The following is a 17,051-nucleotide window of genomic DNA, read 5'->3' on the forward strand; positions in this document are numbered from 1 at the left end:
AACCCTCCAGTTTTGCATCATCCCTTTGGATGACATAGATCATCCAAAAGACTACTAGTTGTCATCTCGTTTCCGAAACTCACGGAAGTGCCCACAGAAAGCTAGTCCGCCAGCGCCTGCGCTAGCTCCTCATTGTCCACTTCCCAGCAGGAGAATTCCTCTCCGTCAATAACCACAACAGGAACGCGATCGCCGTATTCCATGGCCAGCTCTGCATCCTCATCGACGTTGCACACTTTAAGCTCTGCCCCAGCGTGACGGACCACCGGGGTAATCTGCTCCAGAACGCGCGCGCAGGAGCCGCACGTGGTACGCACCATCAGTTCGACGACGTGGGACATAAAGCTCTCCTCGGTAGGACGTAGAACGTTTCGCGGTTTACTATGGACACGTTAGTCCGCCCACCCTATGAAAGCTGAACGCGTGCCCCTCCCGCTCCCTCCTGGTATGCCCGATTCTCCCCGCGAGTTCCTTGCCAATTGGACCGCAAGCAGGGGAAACTTGCGCAATTTCCTGGAGCAACAGGCTTTCGCCCCGCTCGGCGAAGAGCACCAGCGCGCGGCCGGTGAGGCGTCGGCAGCCGCCGCCGTGGAGCACCTCTTCGGTATCGACCTGGACGCCTTCTCCTCCGGCATCGATTCCGTCCAGGGTTCCTTCGAATCGGCGGGGTCGCGCTCCATAACCGAGCCCGACCCAGACATCCCCCAAGACGCCGGCGCTGCCGCCTTCTTCGACGTGGACAACACCTTGGTCCAAGGGTCCTCGCTCGTGTCCTTTGCCTTGGGCCTCGCGCGGCGTCGCTACTTCAAGCTCTCAGAGATCCTTCCCATTGCCTGGAAGCAGCTCAAGTTCCGCATCTCCGGTTCGGAGAATGCCGCTGACGTGGCTGCTGGGCGCGTGCAGGCGCTCGAGTTTGTCAAGGGCCGCTCGGTGGATGAGATGGTGGCTTTGTGCGAGAGCATCGTGGACCAATCCATGGCCCGCAAGGCCTACCCGGGCACGAAGCAGCTGGCGCAGATGCACCTCGACGCTGGCCAGCAGGTATGGCTGGTCACGGCCACCCCCGTGCAGTTGGCGCAGATTCTGGCGCAGCGTTTCGGTTTCACGGGCGCGCTCGGCACAGTGGCGGAGGTCAAAGATGGCCGCTTCACCGGCCGCCTCGTCGGCGATATCCTCCACGGGCCAGGTAAGAAGCACGCCGTGGCGGCGCTCGCCACCTTGGAGAACCTCGATCTTGAGCGCTGTACCGCCTACTCCGACAGCGCCAACGATGTCCCAATGCTCTCCATGGTGGGGACCCCGGTGGCCATTAATCCGGATTCCAAGCTGCGCGATATTGCAGAGGAAAAAGGCTGGCTCATCCGCGACTACCGCTCGGTACGCAAGGCCGTGCGCACCTACGGCCTCCCGGCACTCGCCACCGCGCTCTTCTCCTATGGCAGCTGGCGCTTCGTGCGCCGCTAGTCGCTGCTTTGAGCCTTGGTGCGCAGCATGTCCATGCACATGACCGCACCAATCAGCCCGGCATGCTGTTGCGGGTCGAGCCCCGGCGCAATGCTGAGGCGGTACGTGTTCTTCCCGGTTAGGAATCTGCCCACGCCTCCCCACTCGTTGCGTACCTCTGCCAGCGGCTGGCCCTGGCTGGTAATCGTAATATTCCAATCCCAGACATCGCCTTCAATCTCGATCTCCGGGAAGCCCTCCATCTCCAAGCTCAGGCGCGTCTTGAACATGGCAAACTGCTTGGTCACGATCGCCATGGGCTTCTCGACGCCCGGCAGATACACCTCATAGGTATCCTGCACGAAGTTGGGCGGATCCTTGATCACCATGAGCGGCTGTTGCGGGTTTCCCTGCTCATCCGTGAAGGCAACTTGGAGGCTGCGGGAGGCGTTGAAGAACATGTCCTTCAGGCTCGTCGACTGCAGAATCGTCCCGACGGGCACGCCCTCGTCATCGGCGATCAGGAATTCATCTTGCATGAAGGACTTGGTCTGCGAAATAACCAGGCTGTTAAGAGTGAGGAGTCGAGGCAACATAGTTCGCCATTTTACGTACGCGATGAGCTCCTGTGGGGCGAGAAGGATGGCACTCCCCACTCGGTGTATAGCGACAAATACAGGCTCCATAACCCCCTCCCAGATATCCCAATAATGCCAGGTAGAGATAGATGTCCGGGACATGTTTTATAGTGCGCTTAGAACATATCATCGACACGTCAAACCCGGGGGATACCGTGAACACCGCCACCCAAACCGCCTACTTTTCCCATATGAACCCTGACTGCGCCCTCGCCGTAGAACGCAGCGCCGCTCGCCGCGCAGACTACCGCTCGTGGGTAGCCGCCATGCCAGACCTCGATGAGGATTTCGGTGTCGCGTGTCAGAGGCTCGTCACCAAGCTTGGCGTCGGGGACTACACCGTTAGTGAATGCTGTCTAGCCGTGCACCGCCTCACGGAGCTACCGCAGGTCAAGGCCCTGCAAGACAGCCAGTTCTTGCTCGACATGAAAGCGCTCATCACCATCGACCGCACCTTGACCAAGCTGGGCGCGCTGCCTGCGGAAACACTCGCGCTTATCGACGACGCCCTGGTCACCTTCTTCACCCCTACCTCGCCAAACCAGGTCTTTCCTACCCCGGCGCAGATTGGACGAAAGGTGCGCGATATCTGCAAGAGCATCAACAAGTCTTTTTCCTTCCGCGATTCCCCGAAGAAGGACTCATATACTTTTACCGATACTGGCGAGCGCGGCATCCTCGAGCTCAATACGGATAGCGCCACGGGCATGATTCTGGATGGCTACATCAAGCAGGCAGCAAAGGAGAACGGCCTCTCACAGGCTGACGCCCTGAAGAAGCTCATCGCCGGCAGCATCTCTCCGCCCGCGACCGTCATTCTGCACACCTATCAGGCCACCGACATTGACAACGCCCCTACCTTCGTCCAAGGGCATGGTTGGACGTCACAGGACATTCCCGCAACACGCACGCGCGACCTTTCCTCGCAGCCGCCGGAGTCAGCCAGCTACGTTTGTTCAGAGCTCATCCGCAAATACGTGGAGGGCCGGGACGGCACCTGCCGCGCTCCGGGATGCAACCGGCCGGCTTACCTATGCCAAATGGACCATCGCGTCAACTATGCCGACGGTGGCGCCACGCACCCGCGCAATCTAGCCAGCTTGTGCCAGCACCATCACAATATGAAGACTGATGGGCGCGCACACTACATCATGGACCCGCAGACCGGAGACATCGTGTGGCTCTACGAGGACGGGACATGGGCCATGACAGAGCCGACCGGCCCGCTGGCGAAGAAGACGAAGCGTTGGGCGCAGACGGTGGCCCAGAAAATTACGGCCACCCGCGAGCGCGCCCAGGAGGAAGCCGCCCAGCAGGCAGCTAAGGAAGCGCAGGCCGCCGCTGAGGAACCCCGCACCCCGGGCGCTCCACAGGAAGACATTCCGTTCTAAGCGGCGTCGTCGTCTGAAACGACGGATAGAAAGGAGAATAGATAGCAGAAACTCCCCGCCACGAACCTAAAAGGACCATGCGGGGAGTTGCAGGCGAAGCTTTACTTGCCCAGCTTACGACGCTGAACGCGGGTACGGCGCAGCATCTTGCGGTGCTTCTTCTTGGACATGCGCTTGCGGCGCTTCTTGATGACAGAACCCATAGTAGGTTTCCTCACTTTCGGAATTAGTACGTACGTAAACCGGCCGGCAACGCCTGGAATGAAACCGCACACGGTGCACTCGTGGCGGCCCCCTGCGAAACAGGGAGACACAGGCATACCAGTGCCGAAACGAATGTTCACTATCTTACCTAGCGGCTTGCCCAGCACCAAAACTAAGGGCAGCGCCCACCGCCGCGGACCGCGAGGGGTCCACAGTGGTGGGCGCTGCCAGAAAGAGGTGAACGCTAGGCTCCGTAGACGGAAGCCTCAAGGTATTCCTTGACGGCAGATTCGTGAACGCGGAAGGAGCGTCCCACGCGCACGGCCGGCATGTCACCTGCATGAACCAACCTGTACACCGTCATCTTGGAGACACGCATGATCTCCGCAACTTCGGCGATGGTCAGGAAAGTTCCCTTATCTTCATTCGTCATAGTTTATTTAACCCTTCAGCACGTGACGCGCTGTAGGCTTCCCCTCCCACAGGACTATCACGCACGCGCTCCTGCCAGCTTAGCGTGAAACCTGTGACTAATGCGACCCAAGAGCTAATTTTTTCCTCTTTCGCACCGCTGTTCTCCATCAAGCCCGTGTGACAACTCGTGTCACAGGGCTCCCAGAACAGTAGGAAATTTTAAGCAAGTTCCTGCGCACGCTGGGTGCATGCTTCGGCGGCACGGAAGAACGCGCCCCGCAGGCCGGACTCCTCAAGTTCCCGTAGCGCGGCAGCAGTGGTTCCCCCCGGGGAGGTTACCCCTGCGCGCAAAGTGACCGGATCCTTTCCGGATTCAGCCAACATGGTGCCGGCGCCTTGGGCGGTGCGGGTAGCTAGCTTCTCGGCGACGTCACGGGTCAGGCCGAGCTGGACGCCGGCATCAATCAGCGCCTCGGTGACAAGGAAGTAGTAGGCAGGAGCGGAGCCGGCCAGGGCGGTCGCGGCATCGATGTGCTTCTCCTCGATGACGGCAACCTCGCCGACAACTTCCAGGAGCTTGACCACGCCTTCGAGCTGCTCTTCGGTGACGTGAGAACCACCCGCGCAGGTGCACATGCCCTTGCCCACCAACATGGGGGTGTTCGGCATGACGCGGACGACGGGCACGCCCTCACCGGCGGCCTTCTCCAAGGTCTCGAGGGTTAGGCCGGCAGCCATGGACACAACCACGGACGTCGTGGGGATGTCGAGGCCCTCAAGGAGCTCCTCGATGGCATAGGGCTTCACGCACGCGAAGATGTACTCCGCGCCGTCGATAGCCGCGGCGTTATCGCTCGTAACCGACACGCCGTAAGCGCTCTTCAGCTCCTCGCCGCGCTCGGAGCGACGGTTGGTCACCACGATGTCCGCGGCGTCATAACCCGCGTTCACCAGCCCGGAAACTAGGGCTTCGCCGATTTGTCCTCCACCAAGTACTGCAATTTTTGTCATGCTTCCCAGGGTGCCAGAAAGGCTGGAACGCGGCCACCAGGTCAAGGCTGTGCACGCAGGCTGACCCCGCGCATGCAAAAGGCATCTGTCAGAAGGCGTTTTCAGGGGCAAAGATACCTTGTGACAGATGCCTTATGAGAAGGTGTCCTATGGAGCTAATTCTTACATCACAACGAGCAGCGGGCCGAAGGTAAGCACGAGGCCGGCAACGGCTGCGAGGAACATCGACAAACCATCGCGGCTGGTACGCAGTGCGTGGACGATTCCGACGATGACGCCAGTGACGACGACGCCGAGCACGACGACGACTAGGCGGTCGAAGCGGTCCCAGAGAATTTCAAAGCCCTTGAATACGATTGCACCGAGCACGATACCCACGAGGGCGAGCAGGACGACGGCGAAGGGGTTGAGCTTGCCCTCCTCCTCGTCGTCGTAGTCTTCGTCGTACTCTTCACGGTCCTGATCGACTGCCTCGAGCTCCCCCGTGGTGAAGGTGTCATCCTCGGTTGCTACCGCAGCCGCCGGTGCGGTCTTGTCAGCGACCTTTGTTTCGACCTTATCGTCGGTTTTTTCTTCGACCTTCGACTCGGCCTTAGCCTCAGTCTTCTTTGCCTCAGCCTTCTCCTTAGGCTCGTCCTTGACCTTTTGGATAACACGCGTGTCCTCATCAGAGGGCTGGGAGCGCTTGGTCTCCGGCTCAGCTGACTTCTCTACTGGGACAGCAGCAGCCTGAGGCTTGTCAGCCTTCTTCTTGGATTCCTCCTGCTGAGGAGTCTCCTGCTTAGGCTGTTCCTTCTGCTCCTTCTTCGGTGCAGGAATGACCGGGGCCGTTTCGTCAATGGAGACGCTGGAGTGCTTTGCCTCGGCCGGAGTTGCCTTGACCCTCTCAAGATTGCCGGTCAGCTCCGCAACCGAGATGCCGCCTTCATCAAGGCTGCGACGACGGCGGCGCGGGGCCTTCTCCTCGCCGGGTCGGTTCTTCGCGTTACGGGCCAGCAGCTCCGCAACTGTCAACTGTTTCTTGTCAGCCACGTTTCTTTCCTATTCCAGTCCCTTATCGGTACGGCGCAAAATGACACCTTCTCGGAGAGCCCAGGGGCAGATCTCCAACTTTTCGATTCCCAGGGCACGCATGCTCGCCTCGGCCACAAGGGCGCCGGCGACGATCTGATGCGATCGGGTAGAACTTACACCCTCAAGGTCTGCCCTGTCAGCTGCAGTCATACGAGAGATGAAGGAAATCAGCTGGCGCAGACCCGGCGCAGTGAGGGTGCGCTTGACGTAGGGACCCGCCGATGACGGTGCGGCACCGGTCAAACGAGCCAGCGTGCGGAAGGTTTTCGAAGTTCCTACGGCCAAACCAGCGGGGCCCAGTGCGCGCATTTTATCGGCCACGCCGACCAGTTCCGCGTCAATGTAATCCCGCAGCAAGTTCACCTTGGACTTCTCCGGCGGGTCCGTATCAAACCAGTTGTGGGTCAGGCGGCCAGCTCCCAGGTCGAGGGAGAAGGCCATCTCCGGATGCTCGTCGGTACCGGTGGATAGCTCCAGCGAGCCACCACCAATATCGAGGTTGGTAATGCGGCCAGCGGACCAGCCGTACCAGCGACGCGCTGCCAGGAAGGTCAAGCGCGCTTCCTCTTCGCCCGACAGGATCTCTAGGCGCACGCCGGTTTGCTTTTCCACTTCGTCAAGGACCTTGGCCGAGTTCGTGGCCGAGCGCACGGCGGAGGTAGCAAAGGCGATGAATTCATCACAGCCCAGCTTCTGGCCCAGCTCAGCGGCCTCACCCACGGCGGAAATGAGCTTCTTCATGCCCTTCTCGTGGATGTTGCCGTCCTTGTCTAGCTGTTCCACCAGACGCAGCGGGGTCTTCCAATCGCTCATCGGCGAAGGCCGCCCACCGGTTGCGGCGTCGACCGCAACAAGATGGACGGTATTACTTCCGACGTCTAATACACCTAATCGCACGCCTCCAGAGTAGTAGGTCTACCGTGGGTAGGTGTGAATCGCCCGAAATCGAATGAAGTTTACCTGGGTTTTCCTGCCTCCTCCCCCGCGGCAGCATCCATCTTGGCCGGCCGCGAAAAGGCCCCCAACTTCCCCAGAGAGTGGTTTGAATTTACGGATCCGAACGATCCACTCCATGTCTTCTCTATCGACCTGACCTGGCTCGAATCGCACTATGCCTGCCAGTTTGGAACCGAGAGGTGCCACGGCATCGATAAGCAACAGCCCGACGTCGGCTGCTGCGTCCACGGCGCCTACATGGCTGATGAGACAGACAGGGAGCAGCTTCACGACGCCGTCTCCCGCATGCCCGCCCGCTTCTGGCAGCACCGCCCTGAGGGGGTAGATGAGTTCCTTCAACACGGTGAGCCCGAGGAGCTGGAACCGTGGCTGGAGTGGGATGAGCTCGACGGCGATGACGGCGAGCCGGAACCCGCGCTAAAGACGCCGCTTGTCGACGGCGCCTGCATCTTCGCTAACCGTGCCGGCTGGCCCACGGGCGCGGGCTGCGCTATCCACCAATGGGCGCTCGAGGCGGGCGAGGAGCTTACCGTGGTCAAGCCCGAAGTATGCTGGCAACTGCCGATTCGCCGGCACGAAGACTATGAGGAGCGCCCCGACGGGGAGGAAATCCTGCGGACCACTATCGGCGAATATGATCGCCGCGGGTGGGGCAACGGCGGCGAGGACTTCGATTGGTATTGCTCGGCGGATCCCTCCTGCCACATAGCGGATGAGCCGCTGTGGAAGTCACAGAAGACCGAGCTCATCGCGCTACTTGGCGAGGAGAGCTACGAGATTCTGGCCAAGCACTGCGAGGCCCGGGCGCGCTCCGGGGTCGACTTCCCGCGGCACCCGGCGGATCCTCGCGCTTAAGCCTCGAACTTGTAGCCGAGGCCGCGCACCGTCACGAGCTGCTGCGGGTGGGAAGGCTCGGCTTCGATCTTGGAGCGCAGGCGCTTGACATGAACGTCGAGAGTCTTGGTGTCACCCACGTAGTCGGCGCCCCAGATGCGGTCGATGAGCTGACCGCGGGTCAACACGCGCCCAGCGTTGCGCAGCAAGTACTCGAGAAGGTCGAATTCCTTGAGCGGCATGGAGACCGGTTCACCGGCGACAAGCACGGTGTGGCGCTCGACGTCCATGCGCACGCGACCGCCTTCCAGAATCTGATCGTCCGGCTCCTCCTCGGCGTAGTCAGAGGAGACGTCGTGGCCGCGGCGCAGCACCGCGCGGATGCGGGCGATGAGCTCGCGGGAGGAATAAGGCTTAGTTACGTAGTCATCAGCGCCAAGTTCGAGGCCCACGACCTTGTCGATTTCAGAATCGCGCGCAGTCACCATGATCACCGGCACGGAGGAGGTCGCACGCAGCTGCTTGCACACGTCAGTTCCGGACATTCCCGGCAGCATGAGGTCCAATAGGACGATGTCCACGTGATTCGCCGCGAACTGTTCTAGCGCACTAGGCCCGTCCGGGGCGAGGAGTACGTCGAATCCCTCCTTTCGGAGGAGGAAGGCGAGGGGATCGGCCAGCGACTCTTCATCTTCAACGATGAGGATGGTGGTCATTGCGCTTTATCCTTTCGACGAGCTGCTACACGCGCCACGGCGCGCTGCAAACCAGGGGCGGCAGAGCTGACGGCTCCGTCTTCTATATTATCCCGATTAATAAGATTATCTGTTGGCTTTTCTTCCGCATATATAGGGAGCTCGATAGTGAACGTCGAGCCGGTGCCAGGACGCGACCACAGCTTGATGTTGCCGCCGTGATTAGCCACGACGTGCTTCACAATGGCCAGGCCCAGGCCCGTTCCGCCGGTCTGCCGGGAGCGCGCCTTGTCCACGCGGAAGAAGCGTTCAAACACGCGCTTTTGATCCTCTGGGGCGATGCCAATGCCGCGGTCCGTGACGCGAATGTGAACGACCTTCCCGCCGACCACCTTCTGCGTTACCGACACCGGTAGTTCATCTGGCGAATAGTGGATGGCGTTGGAGATCAGGTTGGAAATCGCCGTCACCAGGAGGGACTTATCTCCCATCACCTTGACGCCTGCGGATTCGCCGCGGGTGAGCTGGTTGTGGTGGGAATCGGCAGCGAGTTGGTTGCGGGTGATGGCTTCATCAATGACCTCATCGAGGTCGAGCGGCTCCATCTCCGGGAGGGCCTCCGCACCCTGCAGCTTGGACAGGGAAATGAGCTCGCTGACCATGTCCGCCATGCGCGCCGCTTCCTTCTGCACCTTGCTACCGAAGTACTCGACATGCTCGGGGTCCCCGGTGTCCTGGAGGAGTGCCTCGGCCAGCAGGGCGATGCCTCCCACTGGGGTCTTCAACTCGTGAGAAACATTGGCCACAAAGTCGCGGCGAGCGGATTCCATGCGCACCGATTCGGATTCGTCGGTGCCGTAGACGATGACGAAGCGATCATCGTTGAGCGTCAGCGGCTGGACCACTGCGCGCACCTGAATCACGCGGTTACCGGTGCGCCGTTTGGGGATGGCGAGGTCCAGTGTGCGGGTCTCTTTGTCTTCAAAGACCTCTTCTGCGACCTTCCAAATGTCGGGGTTCACCGCACGGTCGTGCACCATCGACATTTCATGGGCAGCGGGGTTAGAGAAGATGACCTCTTTCGTGCGCGAAAGCACAGTCATTCCAGATGGGGAACCCCCCACGGCGAGGTGCAGAACCTGGCTAACACTGGTGACCTGGTTAGCGTCTGCATCACGAACGCGGCGGCGCTCCATCCGTTCACGGATCCGGGTGATCACCGGTATGGCCAGGCCGCAGGCCACCACACCGGCGAGGAAAGCGAGTACCAGTTCCACAATCATTCACACCCCTACAAAGAATCCCCAAGGAGTATAGGCTCCCTGGGGATCGTGCGCAGCACGCAGCTTCCTGGGCGGTTACTTCTTTCCGCCCTGGGCAGCCACGGCAGCGGCGCCGGCAGCAGCAGCTTCCGGATCCAGGTAAGTGCCGCCCGGGTTCACAACCGAACCGTCCTCGGTGATCTCGTAAACCAGCGGGATACCGGTCGGAATATTAAGTCCGGCAATCTCCTCATCGGAGATCTGATCCAGATGCTTGACCAGCGCGCGCAGGGAGTTGCCGTGCGCGGCGATGAGAACGGTCTCACCCTTCTTGGCGCGCGGCAGAATCTCTTCCTCGAAATAAGGAACGAAGCGCTCGACGACGTCCTTCAGGCACTCGGTGCGCGGAACCTGATCCAGGCTGGCGTAGCGCGGGTCACCGGCCTGGGAGTACTCGGCGCCATCCTCCAGCTCAGGCGGCGGGGTGCCGTAAGAACGACGCCATGCCATGAACTGCTCCTCGCCGTACTTATCCTTGGTCTCTGCCTTATTAAGGCCCTGCAGGGCGCCGTAGTGGCGCTCGTTGAGGCGCCAGTCGCGCACAACCGGGATCCAGTGGCGGTCCGCAGCGTTGAGCGCAATATTGGCGGTGCGGATGGCACGGCGCAGCAGGGAGGTGTAGACGATATTCGGCAAGATGCCCTGTTCCTTGAGCAGCTCGCCGCCACGCTTGGCCTCGCCCTCACCCTTGGCGGTGAGGTTGACGTCAACCCAACCGGTGAACTGGTTGGACTCGTTCCATTCGGACTGTCCGTGTCGAAGTAGAATCAGCTTTCCGTTACTCATAAACACCAGCATGCCACGTTTTTCGACAGCGCGTCAGGTGGTTTTAATATCCGATTGCCCGGCGCGCGTGGCAATCCGGAATCTCGATACTCATCGCATCGGCGTAAATATTCTCCAACTGGGTGGCGGCCGCTGCCCAACTGAACTGCTGGGCGTGATCGACGGCGGCTTCTCCCATGGCGATGCGGCGGGGGTCGTCGTCAAGCAGCTGTTCCAATGCGTCCGCCCAGTCCTGCGCTGAGTGTGAGTGGACGAGCAAGCCCGTGTCACCGTCCGCGACGGCGATGGGCAGCCCACCGACGGCCGCCGCCACCACGGGAGTTCCGGAGGCCTGCGCTTCCATGGCCACCAGCCCGAAGGACTCGTTATAGCTGGGCACCGCAACAATGTCCGCAGCCTGGTAGATGGCCACGAGCTCTTGGGGTGGGCGCGGGCTCAGGAAACGCACGACGCGCTCCACCCCCAGCTCGCGGGCAAGGTTGTGGTAGGCATCCGGCGAGGAATTCGCCCCGGAGGCACCGCCACAGATGACCACGCGCAGGCGGCGATCCGGATCGCGCTCCATCAGCTCCGCGGCGGCGCGGATGAGCACGTCGGGGCCCTTGAACTTTTGCAGGCGGCCCACGAACGCCACCACCTTGGTGTGCAGCGGGATGCCCAGCTGGCGGCGCGCGCGTTCCGTCATGCGGTCCGTTCCCGGGGTATACAGCTCGGTGTCCGCCCCCGGGGAGACCACGACGATATTCTCCGGCGAGGCGTCGTAGTGCTCGATCAGATCGCGGGTTTCCTGGGCGGTGTTGACCACCAGGATGTCGGCGTTATCCACCAGTTGCTGCTCGCAAATGCGACGTGCCTCGGTTTCCGGGGTGTCATCGAGCGTGCGGTGCACGTTCTTCACGGCAGCCAAGGTGTGCGCGGTATGGACGAGAGGGATATCCCACAGATCGCGCAACAACCATCCCACCTGGCCGGAGAGCCAGTAGTGGGAGTGGATGACGTCATACTCCACATCAAAACAGCGCGCGAAGTTGAAAATGCCGCCCGTGAACGCGGCCAGCTGGGTGGGCAGCTCCTCTTTACTGAGACCTTCATAGGGCCCCGCCACAATGTTGATGACGCGCAGGCGCTCCTCGACGTCCACCACTTCCCCCTGACTGGGGCGCGTGGCGCGAGTGAAAATATCGACCTCCACGCCGAGGCGCGCGAGCTGACGGGCAGTGTTGAGGACGTAGACGTTCATGCCGCCCGCGTCCCCGGCTCCGGGCTGCTCGAGGGGCGAGGTGTGCATGGAAATCATCGCGATGCGCATAGTTTTCCAGTGTATCCCGAAACAACCCGCGTTATACTGGCCCGTACCTTAACCTACGCGACCGAAAGGTGAATCGATGTCGGCATACGAGTCCAAGGCGTGGCTGAAGTACTACCCAGAATGGACCCCGCACACCCTGGAGTACGGAGACACCACGCTTCTCGACGTCTACGACAACAACCTCGCGCTTCATCCCGATAAGCCGGCAACCTACTTTTTCGGTCGCACGCAAACCTACGCCGAGCTGGACAAGCAGGTCCGCCGCGCAGCCGCCGGTCTGCGCGCCTTCGGCGTGCGCCCGGGAGACCGCGTTGCCATCGTCGCCCCCAACTGTCCACAGTTCATCTCTGCTTTCTGGGCCGTGCTTAAGCTGGGCGCCATCGCGGTGCTGCACAACCCGCTCTACACCGCCCACGAGCTGGAGGGTCTGTTTAAGAACCACGGCGCGCGAATCGCCATCGCGTGGGATAAGACGGCCTCCACGTTGGAGAAGCTGCGCCCGACGACCTCCCTGGAGACCGTCGTCTCCATCAACATGATCAACGCGATGCCGACTCCGCAGCGCCTGGCCCTGCGCCTGCCTATTCCGCCGTTGAAGTCCAAGCGCGATCAGCTCACCGCCCCAGCTCCGAATACGGTGCCGTGGGAATCCCTCGTTGGCAACGCCATCGGCGGCGATGGTTCCGATGTCATCACCCCGGAAGAAGTCACCAAGGACACCACCGCGCTCATCCTCTACACCTCCGGCACCACCGGCAACCCCAAGGGCGCGGAGCTGACCCACGGCAACCTCTTCTCCAACCTCTTGATGGGCAAGCACTGGGTACCGGGCTTGGGTGATTCCCCCGAGCGCATGCTCGCCGCACTCCCCTTCTTCCATGCCTACGGCCTGACCATGAACGCCACCCTGGCGCCGCTCATCGCCAGCGAATTGGTGCTGCTTCCTAGCCCGCAGATGCCGCTCATCATGGACCTGATGAAGAAGCACACCCCGACCTGGGTTCCGGGTGTACCGACCTTGTACGAGCGCATCGTGGCAAAGGCGGAAGAAGACGACGTTTCCCTCGACGGCGTGCGCGCGGCCTTCTCCGGTGCGTCCACCCTGCCGGTCAACACCGTGGAGAAGTGGGAGAAGTACACCGGCGGCATGCTCGTGGAAGGCTATGGCCTCACGGAGTGTTCGCCGATCATCGTGGGTAACCCCATGAGCGATGATCGCCGCCCCGGCTACGTGGGAATCCCTTTCCCGGACACGGAGATTCGCATCGCCAACCCGGACAACCTGGATGAGACCATGCCCGATGGTCAGGAGGGCGAGGTTCTCGCTCGCGGCCCGCAGATTTTCAAAGGTTACTTCGGCGATGAGGAAGCCACTAAGAAAGCCTTCCACAATGGCTGGTTCCGCACGGGTGATATGGGCGTGATGGAAGAGGACGGTTTCATCCGTCTAGTCAGCCGCATCAAAGAAATCATCATCACCGGTGGCTTCAACGTCTACCCGGGCGAGGTTGAGGAAACACTGCTGGACCACCCGGACGTGGCGGAGGCCGCCGTGGTGGGCCGCCCGCGTTCGGACGGCTCCGAGGACGTCGTGGCCTGCATCGTGCTGAACGACGGCGCCGCGCTCGATCCCGACGGCCTCAAGAGCTTCTGCCGCGAGCGCCTCACCCGCTACAAGGTTCCGCGCACCTTCTACCACTTCGAGAAGCTGGCCACGGACCAGCTGGGCAAGATTCGCCGCCGCGAGGTTCAGCAGGATCTGCTCGAGCGTCTCAAGGCCGAGAAGTAGCACTCCATAACCCCGGAGCGATCCCTGCGTGATAAACGCACATCGCCGGGGTTATTGATTTGTCCCGAAAAGATTTCGTTACGTTAAGCAACTTTGCTAAGTTTTGCGAGACTTCTGTCACAGATTGGTTATACTGTTCCAAACATAACAAGTTTGACCACCTAAGGAGTTCGCGAACATGTCCGAATCCCCTGCCCAGGCATCCTCCGCCTTTGAGTCGAAAGCCTGGCTCCAGTATTACCCTGAGTGGACTAAGCCCAATCTGGATTACGGCACCGAAACGCTCTTGGACTCCTACCGAGAAACCGTGGAAGAGTTCGGCGAAAGGCCCGCCACGTGGTTCTTTGGCCACCAAATGACCTACCGCGAACTCGATACCCACGTGCGCGCCGCCGCGGCGGGCCTCAAAGCCTTCGGTATTCGCCCCGGCGATCGCGTCGCCGTAGCGCTCCCCAACTGCCCCCAGCACGTGGCGGTCTTCTACGCCATCTTGAAACTCGGGGCGACCGTCGTGGAGCACAACCCGCTCTACACCGCGGCTGAGCTCGAGCCCCTCTTCCAAGATCACGCCGCCCGCGTGGCCGTGGTGTGGGATAAGGCGAGCCCGGTCTTTGAGGAGCTGCGTGATACCACGCCGCTCGAAACGATCGTTACGGTCAACATGATCGAGGCCATGCCGCGCCCCAAGCAGCTGCTACTGCGCTTGCCGCTTCCCATCATTAAGGACAAGCGCGCCGAGCTCTCAGTTCCCGCCCCTAACACCGTTCCGTGGAGCACGCTCACCGGGCGCGCCATCGGCGGACAAGGCCAGAAGCTACAGGATGCCAAGGTCAACCGCGAAGATACCGCGCTGATCCTTTACACCTCCGGAACCACTGGCAAGCCCAAAGGCGCGGAGTTAACCCACTCCAACCTGTACTGCAACATGAAGATGGCGGAAGCGTGGGTCCCCGAAATCGGCAAGAAGCCCGAGCGCATGCTCGCTGCCCTCCCCCTCTTCCACGTCTATGGCCTCACCCTCATCGCAGCCCTCGGCGTACACATTGGCGGCGAGTTGGTCCTCACCCCGGCGCCAAAGATTCCGCTGCTCCTCGACATTATGAAGAAGCGCCGCCCCACGTGGATGCCGGGTGTACCCACGATCTACTCCAAGGTCATGGAGGCAGCCAAGGAACAGAACATCGATCTCCACGGCATCGAAAACAGTCTCTCGGGTGCAGCGGCGTTGCCAGAGGACATCGTTGAGGAATGGGAAACACTCACCGGTGGCCTACTCGTGGAAGGCTACGGGCTCACGGAAACCTCGCCGATTGTCGCTGCAAACCCGCTCAACAAGAGCCGCCGCCCCGGCTACATCGGCATTCCCTTCCCGGATACCGAGGTGCGCATCGGCAACCCAGACAACCTCAGCGAGACCCAGCCGGATGGCACCGCGGGCGAGCTTCTCGTGCGCGGGCCGCAGGTATTCAAGGGTTACTTCAACATGCCGGAGGCCACCGAGCAGTCCTTCCACGATGGTTGGTACCGCACGGGCGACATGGCGATCATGGAGTCCGATGGCTTCATCAAGATCGTCTCCCGCATCAAGGAGATGATCATTACCGGCGGTTTCAATGTGTACCCGGCCGAGGTGGAAGACGTTATCCGCCAGCACCCGGACGTCACCAACGTGGCCATCGTCGGCCGCCCGCGCGCGGATGGCTCCGAGGATGTCGTGGCCTGCATCATCCTGGAGGATGGCGCGGTGCTCGATCCGGAGGGCCTCAAGGATTACTGCCGCGAGCGCCTGACCCGCTACAAGGTACCGCGTACCTTCTACCACTTCGAGCACCTGGCCTCCGACCAGCTGGGCAAGGTCCGCCGCCGCGAAGTGCAGAAGGACCTCCTAAAACTGCTCGGCGAAGAGGCCCCCGCCTAGGCCGCGCGGTCGATATAGCGCATCACGCGCGTGGGGTTGAAGGTTCGGTAGAACGCTTCACCAGCACCGACAAGCTGGCTCACCAACGTGCTGAGCTGCCAATCCAGCTGTTCGTCGGTGTAGCCCCACTTCGTGGGAATGCGGGCCGTGGTCACTAAGACGAGGTCCTGCTCTTGGCCGCCATCGAGGTTCACCACCTCGATGCGCGCGGAGTAAACATATTGATCATCATTCATAAACTCGGCCCAACGCACGAGCGCATCAAGATCGCAGACGCAGCGACCGGAGGGCGTGACGAGGCTGAGTTCGATATCCCCGGAGCCATCACGAGCGGATTCAATAGTGATCGCGTGTTCATTGATGAGGATGCTCACGGCCCCATTCCGGTGGTCCACCACGTGAACGGGCGTGCCGATCATCGCCAGGCGCGTGGCGCGCTCGTGCACTCGCCACATCCCCACCGCTGAAACCCCATAGGCCTCGCTGAAATAGTGGGGCGACACCGGCTTAAGCCCCGACCCTTTCCGCGGCTTTGACCGGTGTTCCGGAAACTGCTCATCTAAGCGTGCGAAGACCGCTGACATCTCGGCAGCATAGCCCGCAACAATGCTCTTGAGCTGCGCGTTCGTGGCCGCCGACGGCAGATAGGGCGGCGCGAAGACCCGCAGGTGAGTATGCATGTCGGAGCTTCCACACGGCTCGGCCACAAGGTTGCCGGAGATGCCACCTCCGTTGAGATCATTGACCTCCATGCGCAAAGGCTGGCGGTCCGGGTCGAAGCACACCGCGCCACCCCAATACCCAAGGACGCAGAGGCCGCCCATCTCTTCGTTGACGTCGATGCTTAAGAATCCGCCCGCAATTTTGATGGTGGGCAAGCCGGTGGAGGAATCTTCCTCCAGCTTTCCGGCCAGCTTGGTCATAGTTTTGATAACTCGGCTTTTGCTGAGCCGTGCTGGTGTCTTAGTCGTTTTCTCTGGTGTTGATTGAGACATAGTCCCCCCTAGTTTTTCTTTTCTTTCACGCTGCGCGAGCCGATGCTGAGCCACCCCTGCTCCTCCCCGAGCCGCTGCAGTGAGCCCGAGGATACAAAAGGTTGGGCAACTTCGCGCGGCGAGCGCTAAGAAAGAGTGCCCCCACCACCAAACGTGAGAAAAACCTCACATTTTCCGCGCGGGAGACAGCTTTGCGTGAAAGCTTCGACTACGGTGGCACATCATGATTGTTCTGTAGGGCTAACTAATCCTGCCCACAGCTCTTCATAAA

General features: G+C 61.2%; 17 protein-coding genes. 5 read left to right on the forward strand and 12 right to left on the reverse strand.

Translation table 11 applies throughout. The features are described from left to right. Positions 1–101: 101 nt before the first annotated feature. Positions 102–341 (reverse strand): glutaredoxin family protein, encoded by a 240-nt coding sequence (locus tag HWX44_RS07830; RefSeq protein ID WP_070513456.1) that lies wholly within the window; start codon positions 339–341, stop codon positions 102–104. A 106-nt stretch (positions 342–447) separates the two neighbouring features. Between HWX44_RS07830 and HWX44_RS07835 the strand changes: the two genes are divergently transcribed. Further along, the gene (locus HWX44_RS07835) at positions 448–1,464 is read left to right on the forward strand and encodes an HAD-IB family hydrolase (protein WP_046647811.1); all 1,017 of its coding nucleotides are present in this window, start codon (positions 448–450) and stop codon (positions 1,462–1,464) included. On the opposite strand, the gene HWX44_RS07840 is transcribed toward HWX44_RS07835, so the two are convergent. Then, a complete protein-coding gene (locus HWX44_RS07840; RefSeq protein ID WP_175974055.1) occupies positions 1,461–2,039 on the reverse strand; it encodes an LURP-one-related/scramblase family protein in 579 nt (192 codons plus the stop codon). The genes HWX44_RS07835 and HWX44_RS07840 overlap by 4 nt on opposite strands. A 152-nt stretch (positions 2,040–2,191) precedes the next feature. On the opposite strand from HWX44_RS07840, the gene HWX44_RS07845 reads away from it, so the two are divergent. Next, on the forward strand, positions 2,192–3,472 hold the full coding sequence (locus tag HWX44_RS07845) for an HNH endonuclease signature motif containing protein (RefSeq protein ID WP_254868141.1): 1,281 nt from the start codon (positions 2,192–2,194) through the stop codon (positions 3,470–3,472). 101 nt (positions 3,473–3,573) lie between these two features. On the opposite strand, the gene HWX44_RS07850 is transcribed toward HWX44_RS07845, so the two are convergent. The 5 genes from HWX44_RS07850 to HWX44_RS07870 all read right to left on the reverse strand — a co-directional run bounded on the left by HWX44_RS07850 (position 3,574) and on the right by HWX44_RS07870 (position 7,072). Continuing rightward, complete coding sequence (locus HWX44_RS07850; protein ID WP_003855542.1) at positions 3,574–3,675, reverse strand: 30S ribosomal protein bS22; 102 nt, start codon at positions 3,673–3,675, stop codon at positions 3,574–3,576. A gap of 245 nt (positions 3,676–3,920) precedes the next feature. Continuing rightward, positions 3,921–4,109, reverse strand: a complete 189-nt coding sequence (locus HWX44_RS07855; protein WP_010189818.1) for a helix-turn-helix domain-containing protein — start codon at positions 4,107–4,109, stop codon at positions 3,921–3,923. 200 nt (positions 4,110–4,309) lie between these two features. Beyond that, positions 4,310–5,101 carry a pyrroline-5-carboxylate reductase gene (gene proC, locus HWX44_RS07860; RefSeq protein WP_175974057.1) on the reverse strand — a complete coding sequence of 264 codons (792 nt, stop codon included), beginning with the start codon at positions 5,099–5,101 and terminating at the stop codon, positions 4,310–4,312. A 162-nt stretch (positions 5,102–5,263) separates the two neighbouring features. Further along, on the reverse strand, positions 5,264–6,133 hold the full coding sequence (locus HWX44_RS07865) for a hypothetical protein (protein WP_070513471.1): 870 nt from the start codon (positions 6,131–6,133) through the stop codon (positions 5,264–5,266). Between the two features lie 9 nt (positions 6,134–6,142). Further along, complete coding sequence (locus HWX44_RS07870) at positions 6,143–7,072, reverse strand: Ppx/GppA phosphatase family protein (protein ID WP_083312729.1); 930 nt, start codon at positions 7,070–7,072, stop codon at positions 6,143–6,145. A gap of 33 nt (positions 7,073–7,105) precedes the next feature. Between HWX44_RS07870 and HWX44_RS07875 the strand changes: the two genes are divergently transcribed. Continuing rightward, positions 7,106–7,987, forward strand: a complete 882-nt coding sequence (locus tag HWX44_RS07875; RefSeq protein ID WP_070547298.1) for a hypothetical protein — start codon at positions 7,106–7,108, stop codon at positions 7,985–7,987. On the opposite strand, the gene HWX44_RS07880 is transcribed toward HWX44_RS07875, so the two are convergent. From HWX44_RS07880 to mshA, 4 genes are all read right to left on the reverse strand, one after another. Continuing rightward, a complete protein-coding gene (locus tag HWX44_RS07880; protein WP_046647816.1) occupies positions 7,984–8,682 on the reverse strand; it encodes a response regulator transcription factor in 699 nt (232 codons plus the stop codon). The two genes, HWX44_RS07875 and HWX44_RS07880, sit on opposite strands and share 4 nt — an antisense overlap. Continuing rightward, entirely contained in the window at positions 8,679–9,944 is a 1,266-nt protein-coding gene (locus tag HWX44_RS07885; RefSeq protein WP_046647817.1) for a sensor histidine kinase, read from the reverse strand. Before HWX44_RS07885 ends, HWX44_RS07880 begins: the two co-directional genes overlap by 4 nt. A 75-nt stretch (positions 9,945–10,019) precedes the next feature. Next, complete coding sequence (locus HWX44_RS07890) at positions 10,020–10,769, reverse strand: phosphoglyceromutase (protein WP_049154647.1); 750 nt, start codon at positions 10,767–10,769, stop codon at positions 10,020–10,022. A gap of 43 nt (positions 10,770–10,812) precedes the next feature. After that, positions 10,813–12,078, reverse strand: coding sequence for a D-inositol-3-phosphate glycosyltransferase (gene mshA, locus HWX44_RS07895; protein WP_046647818.1), 1,266 nt, complete (start codon positions 12,076–12,078; stop codon positions 10,813–10,815). A gap of 76 nt (positions 12,079–12,154) precedes the next feature. Here mshA and HWX44_RS07900 point away from each other — a divergent pair, with 76 nt between their 5' ends. Both HWX44_RS07900 and HWX44_RS07905 read left to right on the forward strand, forming a co-directional pair. Continuing rightward, the gene (locus HWX44_RS07900; protein WP_046647819.1) at positions 12,155–13,867 is read left to right on the forward strand and encodes a long-chain-fatty-acid--CoA ligase; all 1,713 of its coding nucleotides are present in this window, start codon (positions 12,155–12,157) and stop codon (positions 13,865–13,867) included. A 178-nt stretch (positions 13,868–14,045) separates the two neighbouring features. After that, positions 14,046–15,785: a long-chain-fatty-acid--CoA ligase gene (locus HWX44_RS07905; RefSeq protein ID WP_046647820.1), complete on the forward strand. Its 1,740-nt coding sequence runs from the start codon at positions 14,046–14,048 to the stop codon at positions 15,783–15,785. On the opposite strand, the gene HWX44_RS07910 is transcribed toward HWX44_RS07905, so the two are convergent. Continuing rightward, positions 15,782–16,708, reverse strand: a complete 927-nt coding sequence (locus HWX44_RS07910; protein ID WP_175974059.1) for a hypothetical protein — start codon at positions 16,706–16,708, stop codon at positions 15,782–15,784. The genes HWX44_RS07905 and HWX44_RS07910 overlap by 4 nt on opposite strands. Positions 16,709–17,051 lie beyond the last annotated feature (343 nt).

It is taken from the genome of Corynebacterium sp. Marseille-Q2823 (assembly GCF_903645345.1).
Lineage (GTDB): Bacteria > Actinomycetota > Actinomycetes > Mycobacteriales > Mycobacteriaceae > Corynebacterium > Corynebacterium hiratae.

What these genes read in the sequence shown, in the direction of transcription:
- HWX44_RS07890 (WP_049154647.1), bottom strand. Translation starts at nt 10,769, where the DNA reads ATGAGTAACGGAAAGCTGATTCTACTTCGACACGGACAGTCCGAATGG.
- HWX44_RS07850 (WP_003855542.1), bottom strand. Translation starts at nt 3,675, where the DNA reads ATGGGTTCTGTCATCAAGAAGCGCCGCAAGCGCATGTCCAAGAAGAAG.
- HWX44_RS07855 (WP_010189818.1), bottom strand. Translation starts at nt 4,109, where the DNA reads ATGACGAATGAAGATAAGGGAACTTTCCTGACCATCGCCGAAGTTGCG.
- HWX44_RS07840 (WP_175974055.1), bottom strand. Translation starts at nt 2,039, where the DNA reads ATGTTGCCTCGACTCCTCACTCTTAACAGCCTGGTTATTTCGCAGACC.
- HWX44_RS07905 (WP_046647820.1), top strand. Translation starts at nt 14,046, where the DNA reads ATGTCCGAATCCCCTGCCCAGGCATCCTCCGCCTTTGAGTCGAAAGCC.
- HWX44_RS07835 (WP_046647811.1), top strand. Translation starts at nt 448, where the DNA reads ATGCCCGATTCTCCCCGCGAGTTCCTTGCCAATTGGACCGCAAGCAGG.
- HWX44_RS07900 (WP_046647819.1), top strand. Translation starts at nt 12,155, where the DNA reads ATGTCGGCATACGAGTCCAAGGCGTGGCTGAAGTACTACCCAGAATGG.
- proC (WP_175974057.1), bottom strand. Translation starts at nt 5,101, where the DNA reads ATGACAAAAATTGCAGTACTTGGTGGAGGACAAATCGGCGAAGCCCTA.
- HWX44_RS07885 (WP_046647817.1), bottom strand. Translation starts at nt 9,944, where the DNA reads ATGATTGTGGAACTGGTACTCGCTTTCCTCGCCGGTGTGGTGGCCTGC.
- mshA (WP_046647818.1), bottom strand. Translation starts at nt 12,078, where the DNA reads ATGCGCATCGCGATGATTTCCATGCACACCTCGCCCCTCGAGCAGCCC.
- HWX44_RS07830 (WP_070513456.1), bottom strand. Translation starts at nt 341, where the DNA reads ATGTCCCACGTCGTCGAACTGATGGTGCGTACCACGTGCGGCTCCTGC.
- HWX44_RS07910 (WP_175974059.1), bottom strand. Translation starts at nt 16,708, where the DNA reads ATGACCAAGCTGGCCGGAAAGCTGGAGGAAGATTCCTCCACCGGCTTG.
- HWX44_RS07880 (WP_046647816.1), bottom strand. Translation starts at nt 8,682, where the DNA reads ATGACCACCATCCTCATCGTTGAAGATGAAGAGTCGCTGGCCGATCCC.